This window comes from Anabaena sp. AL09, assembly GCF_001672255.1.
Taxonomy (GTDB): domain Bacteria; phylum Cyanobacteriota; class Cyanobacteriia; order Cyanobacteriales; family Nostocaceae; genus Dolichospermum; species Dolichospermum lemmermannii.
This window is the reverse complement of sequence record NZ_LJOQ01000033.1, coordinates 1-16091: the sequence shown is the minus strand read 5'-3', so window position 1 is coordinate 16091 and position 16091 is coordinate 1. Positions and strand designations below refer to the sequence as shown.

Below are 16091 nucleotides of genomic sequence, written 5' to 3'. Positions count from 1 at the left end.
AATTACCAATAAATACCGAAAAATTCAAACTGGAAAAAAATTTTGGTTTGGAATATATCACTTGTATTGAAGAAGACGGATCATCAAAATTAGGAGTTGTGATTAGAAGCAACATTTTGAGCATCACGGGTCAGAAGACCATCTTCCATTTCGACAATGCGATCAGCGATATCTAAAATCCGGTTATCATGGGTGACTAATAAGATAGCAGTTCCCTGTTCTTTAGCCAAACGCTGCATGATTTCGACTACATCACGTCCTGATTGTTTATCTAATGCGGCTGTTGGTTCATCTGCTAATACTAAAGGAGGATGATTAACTAAAGCGCGAGCGATCGCTATTCTTTGTTTTTGTCCACCAGATAAATTATCTGGATAGTAGTTAACCCGTTCTTGTAAACCTACAGATGCCAGCATATCTTCTGATTGGGAAATAGCTGTTGATTGGGAAATATTATTATTTAATTCCACAGCCATTTGCACATTTTGCCGAGCAGTTAAAAAACCCAATAAATTATGAGCTTGGAAAATATAACCAATCTTCCGTCTCATCTGTACCAGTTTGTTTTGACTAGCACCACAGAATTCATCACCTAAAAATTTTAAACTTCCCTCTTGCACCGATCTTAACCCACCAATCAAACTTAATAAAGTCGTTTTCCCTGAACCAGATGGTCCAGTCATAATCACGATTTCTCCAGCATATATTTCCAAACTAATATCAAATAGAATCTGTTTTTTCAGCGATCCTTTACCGTAGTAGTGATTGATATTTTTAATAGATATTACAGGTTCTTTGTTGATCATAATAGGGGAGTGTAGGAGTTCAGGAGTTCAGGAGTCAGGAGTCAGGAGTCAGGAGTCAGGATAAAGAAGGAAGAAGGAAGAAGGAAGAAGGAAGAATAAATATTGTTTTTTCCAATGATAAATGACCAATAACTCATCTAAAAAATATCGGCTGGATCAGCAGAACTTAATTTCCGAATAGCAATCATTCCCGAAATAAAGCACATTAAAATAGTTAACATGATTACCATAATGGCGCGATTATAACTCATAAATATAGGCAAAAGTGTAGCATCTCTAGCAACATTATAAAGAACAAGAGCGCAGCCAAATCCAGGTAAATAACCAACAACAGCTAATAAAAAAGCCTCTTGAAGAATTACAGTTAGTAAATAATTTTGAGTGTAACCTATAGCTTTGAGCGTAGCATATTCAGATAAATGATCATTGACTTCTGTATACAGAATTTGATAAACAATTACAGTTCCTACAATAAAACCCATAATTGTTCCCAAGGTAAAAATAAAGCCAATAGCTGTACTACTTGCCCAATAATTTCTTTCAAATTCAATAAATTCTTCCTTAGTTAAAACATTGATATCTGTAGGTAAATAACTTCGCAATTCTTGAGCTACTAGGATGGGATTTGCACCAGGCTTTAACTTAATAATGCCAATATCAATTAATCCCCGTTGACGATTATTAAAAATCCGTAAAAAGTTAACATCACTGGTAATTAAATTTCCATCTGCACCAAAAGATGCCCCTAATGTAAATAATCCACCGACCTGAACTTTTCTTCTTCGTACTTCTGCTGAAACAACTTTTCCTGAATTAAAACTATCAGCAATCGGACCATATTCTACTCTGGAAGAACGGTCATATAAAACAACATCAGGAAGTTTGAGTTTATTTAAATTTTCGTCTACTCCAGGTAAATCAAAAAGATTAACTTCTGGATTTATGCCGAAAATTAAGATACTGCGAGGGCGACCTGTAACAGGATTTCTCCAGCTTGTATAGTCTAAATATATAGGATGTACTGACTGAACTGTAGGCAAGTCTAATGCCTTATATAAACGGCGTTGGGAAAAGGTTTTCATTGCCAAAACAGCATTAGATTGACTGTTAATTAAAACCACTTCTCCGGCTAAACTGCTGTGCATTCTCACGTTACTGTAATAGAGTGCATCCCGAAAACCTAGCTGCATGAACATTAAAATATCAGCAAAGGCAATACCTGATAAAGCCACTGCTAGGCGAGTTTTTTCTCTTGTCAGTTGCAGCCAAGATAAAGGTATTTTTACTGCCATTTTTTATTTTTTTTGATCTTGATACTAATTAAGTAGTTGAACATGAATATTTGGCGTAGAAATAGGAAGTTAATTCTCATTAATTTCTACGGTGACTTTAGCATTTGTTAAACCGGAAACTTGCTTGGTAAATTCTGGAGATAGGGCAATTTTCACTTCGACAACTCTGGCATCAATATCTGCGGCTGGATCATTATTGAGGACATCTTTCTTGCCAATTTTTCTACCAATTGATGTAATTCTGCCTTTTAATTGACCATTAAATGCACCGTTGTCACTAGAGATAGTAGCACTTTGACCCAAACGGACTTTATTAATACTATCTTCAGGAACTTCTGCAACTACAAACATCTGATCTGTTTGTCCGATTTCCGCAATTCCATTTGCTCCCATGATTTCCCCAGATTTGGTATGAATTTTTAATATTTCACCAGAACTAGGAGCTTTAACATAGCTTTGCTGAAGTTCTACTTGAGCTTTTCTCATTAAAGCAATGGCATTAGTAACTTGTGCTTGAGCAACTTGGACATTTAGCGGACTAACTACTAATATTCTGCTCAATCTTTCTCTTTCTTCGTCTATTTGTCTTTGTAAAGTGGAGACAGTTTTGTTACGGTTGGCTGTGGCTTCAATTAACTGCTGTTGTAAGGTCGCTAGAGTTTTAATTTGATTAGCTCTAGCTTCGGAAACTTGCTGTTGAATAGTATCTATTGCCCGTTTTAAACTAGCTTCACTTTCAATTAACTGTTGATTTGTAGTTAACGCACTTAAGCGACGGCGATCGCGTTCTTGCTGAGAAATAGCACCTTGTTTGTATAAAAAATCATAGCGCCCATAATCTACTTGAGCATTTCGTTGTTCGGCTCTAATCCTCTCCATATTGGCTTTTAAAGAATTTCTTTGTCCCAGTAGTTCCGCTTCCAAACGGTTAACTGTGGCTTGTTGGGCAACTTTATCACCACTTAACTGGGCAGCAATTCGGCTAATTGTTGCCTGTTGAGCCTCTTTTTCCCCAGCTAGTTGGGCTTGTAACCGAGAAATAATGAATCTTTGAGCTTGAGCATCTCTTGGTGGACCAGCACTAACTTGGGCTAAATTCGCACGGGATTCTTGCAATTTAGCTTTGGCTTCTTCTACTACCGCCATACTGGTATCGCGGCTGTCTAAAATGGCCACAATCTGTCCTTGCTGTACTCGTTGCCCTTCTCTGACTAAAAGTTGTTGTACTCGTGAACTACCTGATAAACCCGCTGGAGCAGAAAGTTTAACTACTTCTCCTCTTGGTTCTAAGCGTCCTATGGCAGTAATACTATTAGGAACTGGAGCAACAGATACAGTAGAAGTCAGTTTTTTTAATTGTTCCATTCTCGCTGTAGCTAAGAAACCGGCAGCTATAGCTACTGGTAAAGCTACGGCAATACTCAACCAAATTTTTGGCTGCTCAAGTGCCTTTTCTGGGGATTTTGATTTTTCATTCACCCTTGACATGATATTTAACCTATTTATCTGAATTGTGGTGATGAAACTAAAAAAGTAAATTAGCTGTAATTAAAATCCACAGCAAACTTTATCCAAGATTTACACCTTTTTAGGTTTTTGTTTTGGCAATTTTATAACTATTGTTGGGTATGATTAACTTTGGATAAACTACACTCTGTGATTATTCAGGTGTATTATCTTTACATGAAAATTTCTATCTCAAAGCAACCTGGGATACAATTGGTAGATTTTATAAATCATTAGTAGTTGAGATTCCACACTTCGTTTTTAAGAAGATGTGCGAAATTTTAGAAGTTAAAGTTTACAAAAGAAAATAAAACTTTCGAGCAAATAGGTGAGAATTTTAACAATTAATAATTACTAATTATCAGCCGAAACCGAATAACTAGAAACTTGAGTGATTAACGTTAATTTTCCCTCCCAGAAGTATCCGTGGTGATGACTTCATATAAATTCTACATTTATCAGTTGAGGGAAAACGTAACGCATTTTACAGATAGATTAATAGCAATTTTTAATTGCCGACACTTCTGGTAATTCTGGCAAATCAAATAAAACTGTAGTCATATAATTTTCTGCCCAATCTACACCAAAAGCCTTTTCTAAAACTCTACGGGTTTTATCATTTTGTTGTTGTTTGGTACAATAATTATGTTGTCCAGCAATAATTTGAGCTACTTTTTCCGGTGCAACTGGACTAGATGCGATGGCTTGTGTACAATGGATATCTAAAAATGATTCTACGTGAGAAAGAAACATTGTTTCTTCTTCGGGGGAACTAGGACGAATAAATAGACAAAAATCGGAAAAAATATTTCCCCATTCTGGTAAATCACGAGGTTGAGAAAAGTTGGATGTGGTTAATTTACTAAGTTGAGAATTATAACCATCTGGTAAAATCCGCTCTAAGTTTACCGGCGAAAGATCGGCAATTGCTGCACTAATTTGACCTCTACCTCCGACTAAATCACAACCAAACATGGGAATATCATATTCTGGACGGGGAAACATCACACAGTGCAGAATATCTAACATATTCCCTACTCTTGCTAGTTCCAAGTGCATTTTGCGAAACTGGGGACTTTGATAACAGCGATTTTCGATAATTAGTTTTTCCCCTTCTAATTTACCTTCTACATATCCCAATTCTGCTGGTAAATGGTATGGTGATAAGTCTAGGTGTTTATGCCAAACTGCTTCAATACAATCAGCTAGTTGACGAATCAGAGGATGTTGTTGTTCACGAAGAGAAGGAGTAGAAGACATATTATTTGGAAAATACAATCTATTTGTTAGTTTACAATTATTTGTACCATTTTTTTATGCCTGGAAATATAAACAAAGAGTTATAGTATGGGCTGATCATGAAAATAAATTTATGTAACAAAAAGTGTAATTATATTCTGTAATATGATTGATTATCTGGGATACTGAATTGTAATATGTTAATATATAAATACTGACTCAAATAATACTTTTGCAGAAGCTAACGAAAATATTCTAGACAATGAAGATGAAACTGTATACTTTAACAAACAAAAGTTCGCCGAAATTATTTTCAATAAAATAGTCTATGATGTAATTGAAGAAGACGAATTTTGTGATGAGCATAGATATACTGATGAAGACAAAAGATTTAAAGAAAGATTCAAAAGCATATTTCTGCCCTTAATATCACTTAATGATAGTATTCAAGAATCTCTTTCCTATTTAGGCATTAATGAATGCAAAAAAGATTATGAACATTTTTTGCTAACAGCTATAGAACAGACATTATTAATTACTGAATTAGAAAATAAAATAGAAAATATTTCTGAAAGAAATGACCGAGTTATAGAAAAACTGTCTTCAATTGAATCCACTATAAATAAATATTTGTATAGCATCGACAGAAAAATTAACTCGTTGTCAAATATTTCTGTCAGTTATGAATATAAAAAAATAAAAATTTACGTAAAAAATAAACAGAAACAACAAGTAAAAGAAGTAGGTAGCTGGTTTAATAAAACAACAGAATATTCGTATGAAGATGCCTATTTTCTCATTATAGAAGAAAATGGAGACGAGGTCAAGAGTAGAGAAACAAAGTATTGGGAAAGAAAGGAGATTGATGAGGCTCAATTTTTATGGTTCTACCGTTCCCCTTATGATCAAACATCCTTTTAATATATCCAAAACCATTGGTGTTGAAAATATTAAAACCTCAAATCCAATCGGTGTAGGGGTTTCAGGGATATTTTACCGAAAATATCATAAAGGGAGCGGTAGAGCCATTTTTATCTGCATTCAATGCTAATTATGGAGTCAACGGATGGGAATTATTCAATTCACCAGAAACAATATATGGTGGATACGAATGTCTTATTAAAAAACAAACAAAAACTTAGATAAACTTTAAAAGTTATCACCAAATTATGATAACTATTTACACATAAATAACGACCATAAAAAAATATGAGCTATGACAGTACGCTGAAATACTTAATTGAAGAATATCCCCAAGCCATCGTTCAATGGTTGTTGAATACAGAAATTACAGAAAATCCAGAGTTACTAAAAACAGAATTAAACTTAGAACCAATTCGTGTTGATGGACTTTTTTTATTAAAAACCAACAACAATATTATTCATTTAGAATTTCAAACAGTTCATCAATCAAAACCGCCATTACCATTACGAATGCTAGATTATTGGGTGAGATTATATCGCCAATATGATACTAACATTGAACAAATTATTATCTTTTTAAAACCCACCACATCGGAAGAGGTTTTTATCAATGAATTTAGAACAGCTAATACTTTTCATCGCTATCGAGTCATCAGAATTTGGGAATGTGATCCTCAACCATTATTAGCAACGACTGAACTGTTACCATTAGCTGTATTAGCCAAAATTGATAATCCCAGAGCAATATTAGAACAAGTTGCAGCTAAAGTAAATATAATAGAAGATAGAAGACAGCAAATCAACGTCTCAGAGGGTGTGCAACTTCTAGCTGGAATTAGATTTGATGCGGATTTGATTAACGCTTATTTTCGGGAGGACATTATGCAAGAATCTGTCGTTTATCAAAAAATCGTTCGAGAAGGTTTAGAACAGGGAAGACGTTCTGAAATTAAATTAATTGTTCGTCTACTTCAACGTCATTTAGGAAAAATAGGGACTGAAACTCAAAATAAAATTCAAGACTTATCTTTTCTGCAATTAGAGGATTTAGGAGAAGCTTTATTAGATTTTAAAACTGAAACTGATCTAATTAGCTGGTTAACTGAACATTGTGATTGAAAAAATCATAATTTTGCAAACTATTGCCAAAAATCTATAACTTCATATCCCAATTCCCCGATCATCTGCCGCAATAAGGGTAAACTCAAACCAATGACATTACTGTGACAACCCTCAATTTTCTCCACAAATAAACTCCCAAAACCTTCTAAAGCAAATGCTCCAGCGCATTGAAGAGGTTCACCTGTAGTTACATAGGCAAGAATAGCGCGATCGCTCATTTTCGCAAAATACACCCTAGTAACTTGACATTTAACCACAGTTTGATTTTTAGTAGTATCAATCAAAACATGACCTGTATACAAGTCACCAAAATTACCTTGCATCAATTGCCACCGAGCGATCGCTTCCTCAGCATTTTCTGGTTTACCATAAATCCCCCCACCCATAGCCAAAACCGAATCACAACCCATCACCAAAGCTGATGGAAATTGGGAAACCACAGTTTCCGCCTTACACTGAGCCAGCGTTTTCACCAATTCCCCAGGTTCAGTCAGTTGTATTTGTGACTCATCAAAATCACTCGCACAAACCATTGGTTCAATTCCCACAGTTTGCAATAACCGACGACGGGCAACAGAAGCAGAAGCAAGGACAAATTGCGGAATTTTCATAAATTGCTGTATAAGTAATTTTTTGGGTAATTGATCATAGTTAATTCTCAATTACCACCATTTCTAATTATTAATAAACAGTGAAAGAACTCACAACTTCATCAATAATTCGTTGCAGTTTCTTCCAACGTTTCTCAGGAACAGAAGCATTAAACGTAAACAGCTTACCACGACTGATAGCCACACTAGAAATATTATGTCTTTCCTGTCCATTAGGAAATTTAACTCCATATTCTAGAAAGTAGTAAATTTTCCCATTTACTTCCCTTTCAGCCGCATTGATTAACTCAGCAGTCCGATCAGAACCGACAGGAGCAAGAGCCACCTTTCCTAACTTATAACCGACTTCTGTTGGTGTTCCCAATTCCGCTAAAGTTTTACCAGAGGGAACAGGACTAATTACCACAGACACATTTTCTGATACTTCAATTAAATCGTGAAACACCACATCAGGCCCATCACCAACTTTAACTTGTAACCAACCATTAGGATAATCAAATTGATAACCGTCAGCACTATCTACAAACCTATTAAGTCCAGCCGCATGAGCCACACCAACACTACTCAAGCTGAAGCTCAAAACCAATAATAAGATGAACGTAATTCTTTGCCACATTTTTTCAAATTCCTTTCAGCAGTCAACAATACAAGGTAAAGATAATTGCAAGTTTTTATTTTCTCATTAATCTGGACAATATGGAGACTTTAGTTTTGCCATCTTCTTCAGACTTGATAAGTATGTGTGCTACAATTAGACAGTCTCGCACCTTGTGGTCAAATAAAAATCTCTTTGTGGTAACAATTAAGCCCCAAAGACTTTGAAAAATATGAAAAAAGTTGTCGTTGGTCTTTCCGGTGGCGTTGATAGTTCCGTAGCCGCCGCTATGCTGCATAATCAGGGCTATGATGTAATTGGTTTAACTCTTTGGCTGATGAAAGGCAAAGGGCAATGTTGCTCTGAAGGAATGATCGACGCGGCTGATATTTGTGAACAATTGGGTATACCCCATGAAGTTGTTGATATTCGGGATGTCTTTCAAACAGAAATTATTGATTTTTTAGTGACAGGTTATAGTGTGGGAATTACACCTTTGCCTTGTTCCCAATGTAACAAAACGGTGAAATTCGGTCCAATGGTGGAATATGCAAGGGAAAAATTGGCATCAACGAAAATCGCCACAGGTCATTATGCCCAAATCCGCTACGATGACACTACTAACCGTTACCAATTGTTACGAGCAGTTGACCGCAACAAAGATCAATCTTATTTCCTCTATGACTTATCCCAAGACTTATTAGGGGCAACAATTTTTCCTCTGGGTGAACTGAATAAAACTGATACTCGGAGAATTGCCACTGAATATAACTTAAAAACCGCCGATAAACCAGAAAGTCAAGATTTATGCTTGGTAGAAAGCAATGGTTCTATGCGGGCATTTTTAGATAAATATTTAGCCCCCAAACCCGGTGATATTGTTGATGAAACTGGTAAAGTTTTGGGACAACATGATGGTGTTCATAATTACACTATTGGTCAGCGAAAAGGCTTAGGTATCGCCGCCGCCGCACCCTTGTATGTGATCGAATTAGATGCAGCTAATAACAGGGTAATTGTAGGCGATCGCACCAAAGGCACTCAGTCAGAATGTACCATAAATCGGATAAATTGGGTTTCCATAGCTGAACCTGTTACCCCCATTCGCGCTGAAGTGCAAATCCGTTATCGTTCCCAACCCGTACCTGTGACGGTAATTCCTTTAGCAGATTCCCGTGTGCGGTTAGTATTTGATGAACCGCAATTCAGCATCACACCTGGACAAGCTGCGGTTTGGTACGACGGAGAAAAGGTCTTAGGTGGGGGAATTATCGAGCAGTTTGGTTGAGTCAATTCTGTATAAAGATTCGCCAAATTTCTAAGGGAACGTTAGCGAAGCGTGGCGTTAGCCATACCACAGAGGCACAGAGGACACGGAGGAAAAAAGGCGATGTTAGTCGTTGTTGACGGTGTAATCTTTCTTAGGGAATAGAAGTAAATGTGGGAATTTGGGGACTATTGGGTTTTTGTATAGGTTTTTCGGTCATATATAGCAGAAGTCAGGAATCAGTTAGGAATCAAAGTCGCTTGTATGAATCCAATGGATAGGTTATTTTCTCAAATTACCCGAATTAGAAAAGAAAAACCGCAAAATACTATATTCTACGGTTTTAAGTATGGTGTGAGGAGTTAAACTCCATATCATCATAGAATATCAGCCCTCAAAAAACTCTCTCGTAACAATAATTTACTTATAATTATCAACCCAAATTATCCCATTTTTGAGATTTTTGATTTTAACTTAGTCATAAAAAAATAAAAACCGTGAAAAAATAAATTCACGGCTTAACAAAAAATGTGGTGTGAGGAGACTTAACTCTTATCTATAGCACCACCACAACTAGAACCACACCCCGCAGTACAACCATAGCAATATTCAGCAGTTTGAATTTCATTAATTATATCTAAACTACCAATTTCTAATAATTTGCTCACCGTCAACTTTTCACCATTGCTAGTTTTTGCAGGTAAATTCATCATTTGATTAAAGTCACAATCATAAATATTCCCTAAATAGTCAACAGAAATCTGCTCACGACACATTAAACCATCAATTGTATTTGCATTAAAGTGAGACTCTAAAAAATGTAAATAACTAGAATAAAGCTGTTTTCTTTCTAAATGAAACTTTGTTCTCCCCACAGGTATATTAGTAATGGTGAAAAGATGATTAAATTGAATATCAAAGTTTTCTGCTAAAAAGGTTTTATAAGCCTTTTCTAAATTTTCCTGTTCAGGAGTTAAAGAAAAATCTTCACTATTTGGTAATTGCGGATTATACACCAAATCTAAAACTAAATTTGGGTTTTCACCATAACCAATTTTATTTAACCATTGCAAAGCTTGAATTGATTGATCAAAAACACCATTCCCCCGCATTTTATCCACATTATCTGCTAAATAACAGGGAAGAGAAGCCACAATTCTAACTTGATGTTGAGCAAATAAATCTGGTAAATCCTCAAATCCCTCCACAAAATAAATTGTCAAGTTTGATCTCACAATTACCTGTTTACCTGCCTTTATAGCAGCTTCTACCAATGGCTTAAAACCATAATTCATCTCTGGAGCGCCACCAGTTAAATCAACAACTTTGATTTCGGGAAACTTCTCAATTAAAGTAATTAACTGTTGACAAATTTCCGGTGTCAGTTCCTCAGTTCTTTTGGGACTAGCTTCTACATGGCAATGGTTACAAGCTAAATTACAACGTTTTCCTAAATTAATTTGTAAAACGTTGATTTGCTTTTTTATCAAAGGTGAATTTAGCTGCTGAAAAAAAGGTGTAATCATAGAAGCATCTCTAGCACGAATTTCTATAAGAGGATGTTTTAAAAGTCATTCAACCTAAGAGGGTGTTTGAAAAGTTATGGTTGATGTATCAAATATTTTTTACCCCACCCTATTTATTGTTTCCCCCCTTTACAAGGGGGGACTAAGGGGGGTAGCAATGTGATGAAAATTACGGAATACCACTTTTCAAACATCCTCTAAGAGACAGGGGGAAGTGGCAGACTATTGATAATTGGAACATACCACTTGACTAAATCGAAAGTTTCCTATATCATGGAGAAACAACTCATCAATCATTCCCGAAATCTAAATAAAATATTTTTGATCGCTCCACTCCGTTACGGTAGGGAAGTGAAAAGAATAAGAGCGCAGAGCGCAAAAGAGCAAAAGTGCAGAGTGCTAACAAGTCCTCGCCGCACCACCACAAACAACCCGAAAACCAATATGCTCGTTGTCGTCGGCGAGAAAGGTGTAGTAGCGATAAGCAGAACGGCAATTCCCAGTATCGTCGTCCCACGAACCACCGCGCAGCACCTTAAGTTGACTGCTTAGACTTGTCCAATCACTGCCATCTGTAGGCGCATTTATATAGTTTTCATGCCACCCATCCTCACACCATTCCCACACATTCCCACACATATCATATAAACCAAAAGGGTTGGCGGGAAAAATTCCTACCTCTGTGGTTTCTTCTCGATATTGTCCTTTTTGTCCCTGCCCGTAAGTGTAGTTACCATCATAATTAGCTAAATCTGTAGAAATTGTTTCCCCACAATAAAACGGGGTAATAGTTCCTCCACGACAAGCATATTCCCATTCAGCTTCGCTAGGTAAACGATAGGTTTTATTTGCCATTCGGGAAAGTCTGGCACAAAATTCTTGAGCATCATTCCATGATACACACTCAACTGGCAAATTGTTGGTGAGCGAAGTCGAACCATCACCTTTAAAATAAGATGGATCAGATCCTAAATCAATCTTAACCTTTTCTAATGCGGCTACAGCCTTCCATTGTTTTTGAGTAACTGGATATTTACCCATGAAAAATGGGGGAACAGTAACTTGATGTTGTGGACTTTGAGAAGAATGATAACTTTCCTCATTTTCTGGAGAACCCATGATAAAAGTCCCCCCAGGAATAGCCACCATTTCTAAAATCACACCATTTCCCAAGTCTTGTCCAAAATAATTTGCTGCCATTTTAATAAAATTAATTATTTATTCCATCTAAATTAAACCATACTTAGTTGAGAAATAAAAGCAAAGATTAGAAATCTGAGGATTTTACCCCATTTTCTCGCTAGTTTCTCCTATTCTCTCGTTCCCATGCTCTGCGTGGAAATGTAGTTTTCTCCTATTCTCTCGTTTCTCTCGTTCCCATGCTCTGCGTGGGAATGTAGTTAAGAGGCTCTGCCTCTATTATACCTAGAGGTAGAACCTCCAAGATGACATTCCCAGTCAGAGACTGGGAACGAGAATTTTCTTGCTTTGCGTCTTTGCTCCTTTGCCTCTTTGCGCGAAACCTCAGCTAGATTAGATACAAGAATTACTCTTAACAACATCCCCCACCATCGTAATACCATGTAGAATTAGTAATAATGATTTCTTCAGGATTTGAATTTGCTAAATTGAGAGCTGTTTTATCACAAACCGCCGCAGGAATTCCTCTTTGTAAAATATGCCCATTCTTATCATCAAAAAATGCTTCCTTACCTGCATAAATCGCTGTTTTACCAGTAAAAATACAAGCTCCGTCTGCGGGAATATCTACCTTAAAAGCCACAGAATCAAGACTTTCTAAAAGCAGATTTTCTTTTAATTGATAATTGTGTTTATCTAACAACCGATAAGGACGACGAGCGCGAATTTCAATTTGTCCAAAACCAGCATTAATAATTAATTGAGTATATTCTTGATATGTAATAGCACCAGATAAACATAAAGCGCGTAAATGTTCATTTTGTTGTAAATGAGCAGGAATTTGACTTGTTGCAATTGGGTCACTCATCTGCAAGCGTCCACCTGGTTTCAATACCCGATATGCTTCTTTTAAAGCACGAGTTAAATCTGCTGGTTCAAAAATATTAAACAGGCAATTTTGCGCTACTACATCTACAGAAGCATCAACAACAGGTAAATTAAACGCATCTCCCGGACGAATTTCGACAAAGCTAGGATCAAACCAAGGGTTTTCTGTTGCAGCAATTTCTAAATTACGCATTGCAGCTTCTCGCATAGCTTCCACAGATTCAATAGCAATCACCGCACCAGGATGACGAGAAAAATAAGCAAATTGCAAAGCTTCTAAACCGCCACCGACACCAATATATAAGACTGTTGGTTCATTATTAAGTTCGTTGTGATGAACCGTAGTTCCACAACCATAGTTCATTTCCTGCATACCTAGAGGAATTTTTAGCCCTGGTAATTGTAAAGGTGTACTTTGAACACAACAAAGACCTATTTCTGGTGTTTGGGCAACTTGGCTGTAAAATTGGGCTGCGGTTTCTAAATAGGTCATAATCTCAAATTAGGGTTTATGGCTTGACTTTTGTGGTCAAAAAGAGTATTATACATAACTAATAGAAGGGGAGTAGCTGCTGGCAGTAAATCAAAGTTTTCTGTTCAGTATATCTAAGTCAACATACTGGTGATGAGCCTGGTTTAGATAGCGAATAAATAAAGTATTTGAAAGCGAGACCTTCACTGACTACACATTTAACTATGTGGAGTTCAGTGAGGTTTGATTGCTCTCATTGATACTCCACACAGGTAAAAAATCCTTTAGGAGTTTGAGAGAGTGTTAACAGCTTTTACCGCAGGTTTATTACTAATTACCATTTCCGAACTAGGTGATAAAACATTTTTTATTGCTGTGATTCTTTCCATGCACCACTCGCGGCGCTTGGTATTCACTGGTGTAGTAGCTGCTTTAGCGGCTATGACTGTCTTATCGGTTGCATTTGGGCAGGTAGTATCTTTATTACCAAAAATCTATATTCATTACGCCGAAATAGTTTTGTTTATTGCCTTTGGTTTGAAGTTAATTTATGATGCCAATAAAATGGGTGTATCTGCTACCGAAGAAGTCGCAGAAGAAGCACAAGAAGCGGTGGAAAAAGCAGATTTAGATAATTCCCAGCAAAAAACTGTTTGGTCAATTTTACTGAAATCCTTCGTATTAACATTTATAGCAGAATGGGGCGATCGCACACAAATAGCTACAATAGCCTTAGCAGCCGGGAATAACCCCATTGGTGTGACAATGGGAGCGATATTAGGACACGCAATTTGTGCAGCGATCGCCGTCATCGGTGGTAGATTAATTGCAGGTAAAATTTCTGAAAGACAAATTACCTTTTTAGGCGGCTTTCTATTTATCATCTTCGGCATAGTGGCCGCCATAGAAGGAAAATAAATTCAATACCCCTGTATGCACCTGAGTGAGATACCGTGATAAAATTACAAAACCTGTAGGTGCGTGGTTTCCCCGCCCTTAGTTGTACTTTTAAGTCTTAGTCAGATGTAAATTTTTTTATAGGGGTACATTATGGGCTTTTTACTGAGAATTGTCGGCTTTGGGTTGCTAATTTTGGGTATTTACCTTGTAGGAGAAAATATCTTTTTTACAACCAATGTTTATCCTTATTGGTGGCGAGGAATTTCTGCTGATATTTCAGTATTAGCATTAACATCAGGTGTACTCTTGCTAGTTTTTGCTCCAGGAAGTATGAAAGATTTGGGATGGACTGCTGTTGCCGTTGGTATTATGGCCATATTTATTAGCAGTCGTGCAATTCTTAACCCTACTAGTTTATGGCAATTTTTTCTCTCACTAATTTGCATCGCCTCTGGTTATAAAATGCTTACAACAGGATACTTACCCTTTTAATTTCAGCATCCTGATCAAAAAATAATTTATTGATCAGGAGTTGAATTATTTTTTGCTCAACTCCTATTTTATTGCTAAAAAACTCAGAGACTTCTATCAGTTTACCTCTCCTCCCTACACCTTACGGAGTAGCCGTAGGTGATGCTGTAGGTGATGCCGTAGGTGATTCTGTGGACGAAGGCGTAGGTGATGCCGTAGGAGTAGGATTAGAAACTGCTGCTTTATTAATCTCGTCCTTATACTGAGCCGGTGCTAAAGCTGTGGCACTATCAAATAAAGGTTTTGCTTTATCAAGCTTACCTTGTTCCTTAAATAGCATTGCCTTTGCTAAAACAGGGCGAAAATCTTGAGCATCTTTCTTAATTGCTTCATCATAAGCAGAGATAGCTTTATCATCATTCTTTTGAAAAGCGTAGACACTACCCAAAAGCACTTGAACAGCAACCACATCCACACTTCCCGGCTGAATAGTATTAGCCTGATTAGCAGCAGCCAAACTTTCTTGTAATAAACCAATAGCTGCTTCTGGACGCTTTTCGCTTAATTGCAAATTTACCATCCCCTGCAAAGCCTTCAAATCACCCGGTTTTGTAGCTAAAATAGTCCGGTAAGTTTGAGCAGCCCCCTCCTTATCGCCAATTTGTTGTTTAGCTTGTGCTAATAAAACCCCATACTCCGACTGTTGAGGATTAAGTTTAGCGAGTTTTTCCAAAGGTTCAATCACAGCTTGAATATCCGCTGGTTTCACTTCACCTCGGCTTTTTTGACTCAACAAACTGAGACGTGCTTGCAAAAGTCCCTTGAGTGCAGTTTGATTTTCTGCATCTTTTTGTAAAACTAATTCATAACCCCGAACTTGATCTTCCAGTTTTGACTTTTGCTCCAATGAAGATATTTTAGGGTCAGCAGTGGGCTGATTTTGTGGAGATGATTGGGGTTTATTAACCGCTGTAATGATGGGCATAATAGAAACACCCAAAAAAGCAACAACAGCGAAAGCTAAAACTACTCGGACTATCCAGCGATTACGCGATTCAGACACAATATTATTCTGCTCCTAAATGGGAATGAGATAAATTGCAAAGTTAAAAATTTCCAAAACTTTGCGGAATACGGTCATTTGTCTGTGAATTTTATAAGGAGAATGCCGAAAACCCTTGAAGGCGTGTCCGACTCAGGAGGACACACCTGTGCTTCAGCCAAGGGATGAAGGCTAGTTACAGGATTTATCCTGCACTGACATTTTGTATATATTGTATAATAAATGCAGGTTGAAACCAAATCAAATTGATTGTTCAAAATTGAATCAAT

15 protein-coding genes are annotated in these 16091 nt (G+C 36.9%); 5 read left to right on the top strand and 10 right to left on the bottom strand.

The window, feature by feature from the left end:
• Positions 1–89 precede the first annotated feature (89 nt).
• The 4 genes from AN490_RS05410 to AN490_RS05395 all read right to left on the bottom strand — a co-directional run bounded on the left by AN490_RS05410 (position 90) and on the right by AN490_RS05395 (position 4864).
• Positions 90–806 carry a DevA family ABC transporter ATP-binding protein gene (locus AN490_RS05410; RefSeq protein WP_271820583.1) on the bottom strand — a complete coding sequence of 239 codons (717 nt, stop codon included), beginning with the start codon at positions 804–806 and terminating at the stop codon, positions 90–92.
• Between the two features lie 137 nt (positions 807–943).
• Positions 944–2098: an ABC transporter permease DevC gene (gene devC, locus AN490_RS05405; protein WP_300000707.1), complete on the bottom strand. Its 1155-nt coding sequence runs from the start codon at positions 2096–2098 to the stop codon at positions 944–946.
• Positions 2099–2167: 69 nt separating this feature from the next.
• Entirely contained in the window at positions 2168–3586 is a 1419-nt protein-coding gene (locus AN490_RS05400) for an HlyD family efflux transporter periplasmic adaptor subunit (RefSeq protein WP_015083707.1), read from the bottom strand.
• Positions 3587–4099: 513 nt separating this feature from the next.
• On the bottom strand, positions 4100–4864 hold the full coding sequence (locus AN490_RS05395; RefSeq protein WP_300000704.1) for a phycocyanobilin:ferredoxin oxidoreductase: 765 nt from the start codon (positions 4862–4864) through the stop codon (positions 4100–4102).
• Positions 4865–5347: 483 nt separating this feature from the next.
• Between AN490_RS05395 and AN490_RS05390 the strand changes: the two genes are divergently transcribed.
• Together AN490_RS05390 and AN490_RS05385 are read left to right on the top strand one after the other, a co-directional pair.
• Complete coding sequence (locus AN490_RS05390; RefSeq protein ID WP_300000702.1) at positions 5348–5764, top strand: hypothetical protein; 417 nt, start codon at positions 5348–5350, stop codon at positions 5762–5764.
• Between the two features lie 288 nt (positions 5765–6052).
• Positions 6053–6886, top strand: a complete 834-nt coding sequence (locus tag AN490_RS05385) for an Rpn family recombination-promoting nuclease/putative transposase (protein WP_300000700.1) — start codon at positions 6053–6055, stop codon at positions 6884–6886.
• Positions 6887–6906: 20 nt separating this feature from the next.
• Here the strand turns inward: AN490_RS05385 and AN490_RS05380 are convergent, their stop codons facing one another.
• Together AN490_RS05380 and psbP are read right to left on the bottom strand one after the other, a co-directional pair.
• A complete protein-coding gene (locus AN490_RS05380; RefSeq protein ID WP_300000698.1) occupies positions 6907–7500 on the bottom strand; it encodes a nucleoside triphosphate pyrophosphatase in 594 nt (197 codons plus the stop codon).
• A 70-nt stretch (positions 7501–7570) separates the two neighbouring features.
• Positions 7571–8116, bottom strand: a complete 546-nt coding sequence (psbP, locus tag AN490_RS05375) for a photosystem II reaction center PsbP (RefSeq protein WP_300000696.1) — start codon at positions 8114–8116, stop codon at positions 7571–7573.
• Between the two features lie 211 nt (positions 8117–8327).
• Between psbP and mnmA the strand changes: the two genes are divergently transcribed.
• Complete coding sequence (gene mnmA / locus AN490_RS05370; protein WP_300000694.1) at positions 8328–9383, top strand: tRNA 2-thiouridine(34) synthase MnmA; 1056 nt, start codon at positions 8328–8330, stop codon at positions 9381–9383.
• A 524-nt stretch (positions 9384–9907) separates the two neighbouring features.
• Here the strand turns inward: mnmA and arsS are convergent.
• The 3 genes from arsS to arsM form a co-directional block, all read right to left on the bottom strand.
• Positions 9908–10888: an arsenosugar biosynthesis radical SAM (seleno)protein ArsS gene (gene arsS / locus AN490_RS05365; protein ID WP_300000691.1), complete on the bottom strand. Its 981-nt coding sequence runs from the start codon at positions 10886–10888 to the stop codon at positions 9908–9910.
• 399 nt (positions 10889–11287) lie between these two features.
• On the bottom strand, positions 11288–12088 hold the full coding sequence (locus AN490_RS05360; RefSeq protein ID WP_300000689.1) for a formylglycine-generating enzyme family protein: 801 nt from the start codon (positions 12086–12088) through the stop codon (positions 11288–11290).
• Positions 12089–12440: 352 nt separating this feature from the next.
• A complete protein-coding gene (arsM, locus tag AN490_RS05355) occupies positions 12441–13409 on the bottom strand; it encodes an arsenosugar biosynthesis arsenite methyltransferase ArsM (protein ID WP_300000687.1) in 969 nt (322 codons plus the stop codon).
• 279 nt (positions 13410–13688) lie between these two features.
• Between arsM and AN490_RS05350 the strand changes: the two genes are divergently transcribed.
• Positions 13689–14306: a TMEM165/GDT1 family protein gene (locus AN490_RS05350; RefSeq protein WP_300000685.1), complete on the top strand. Its 618-nt coding sequence runs from the start codon at positions 13689–13691 to the stop codon at positions 14304–14306.
• 132 nt (positions 14307–14438) lie between these two features.
• Entirely contained in the window at positions 14439–14780 is a 342-nt protein-coding gene (locus tag AN490_RS05345) for a hypothetical protein (RefSeq protein WP_015083718.1), read from the top strand.
• Between the two features lie 121 nt (positions 14781–14901).
• Here the strand turns inward: AN490_RS05345 and AN490_RS05340 are convergent, their stop codons facing one another.
• On the bottom strand, positions 14902–15822 hold the full coding sequence (locus AN490_RS05340; RefSeq protein WP_300000680.1) for a lipopolysaccharide assembly protein LapB: 921 nt from the start codon (positions 15820–15822) through the stop codon (positions 14902–14904).
• Positions 15823–16091 lie beyond the last annotated feature (269 nt).

Bases quoted from the DNA above. Each gene is read 5' to 3' on its own strand.
- AN490_RS05410 (WP_271820583.1), bottom strand. From the start codon at position 806: ATGATCAACAAAGAACCTGTAATATCTATTAAAAATATCAATCACTAC.
- devC (WP_300000707.1), bottom strand. From the start codon at position 2,098: ATGGCAGTAAAAATACCTTTATCTTGGCTGCAACTGACAAGAGAAAAA.
- AN490_RS05400 (WP_015083707.1), bottom strand. From the start codon at position 3,586: ATGTCAAGGGTGAATGAAAAATCAAAATCCCCAGAAAAGGCACTTGAG.
- AN490_RS05395 (WP_300000704.1), bottom strand. From the start codon at position 4,864: ATGTCTTCTACTCCTTCTCTTCGTGAACAACAACATCCTCTGATTCGT.
- AN490_RS05385 (WP_300000700.1), top strand. From the start codon at position 6,053: ATGAGCTATGACAGTACGCTGAAATACTTAATTGAAGAATATCCCCAA.
- AN490_RS05380 (WP_300000698.1), bottom strand. From the start codon at position 7,500: ATGAAAATTCCGCAATTTGTCCTTGCTTCTGCTTCTGTTGCCCGTCGT.
- psbP (WP_300000696.1), bottom strand. From the start codon at position 8,116: ATGTGGCAAAGAATTACGTTCATCTTATTATTGGTTTTGAGCTTCAGC.
- mnmA (WP_300000694.1), top strand. From the start codon at position 8,328: ATGAAAAAAGTTGTCGTTGGTCTTTCCGGTGGCGTTGATAGTTCCGTA.
- arsS (WP_300000691.1), bottom strand. From the start codon at position 10,888: ATGATTACACCTTTTTTTCAGCAGCTAAATTCACCTTTGATAAAAAAG.
- AN490_RS05360 (WP_300000689.1), bottom strand. From the start codon at position 12,088: ATGGCAGCAAATTATTTTGGACAAGACTTGGGAAATGGTGTGATTTTA.
- arsM (WP_300000687.1), bottom strand. From the start codon at position 13,409: ATGACCTATTTAGAAACCGCAGCCCAATTTTACAGCCAAGTTGCCCAA.
- AN490_RS05345 (WP_015083718.1), top strand. From the start codon at position 14,439: ATGGGCTTTTTACTGAGAATTGTCGGCTTTGGGTTGCTAATTTTGGGT.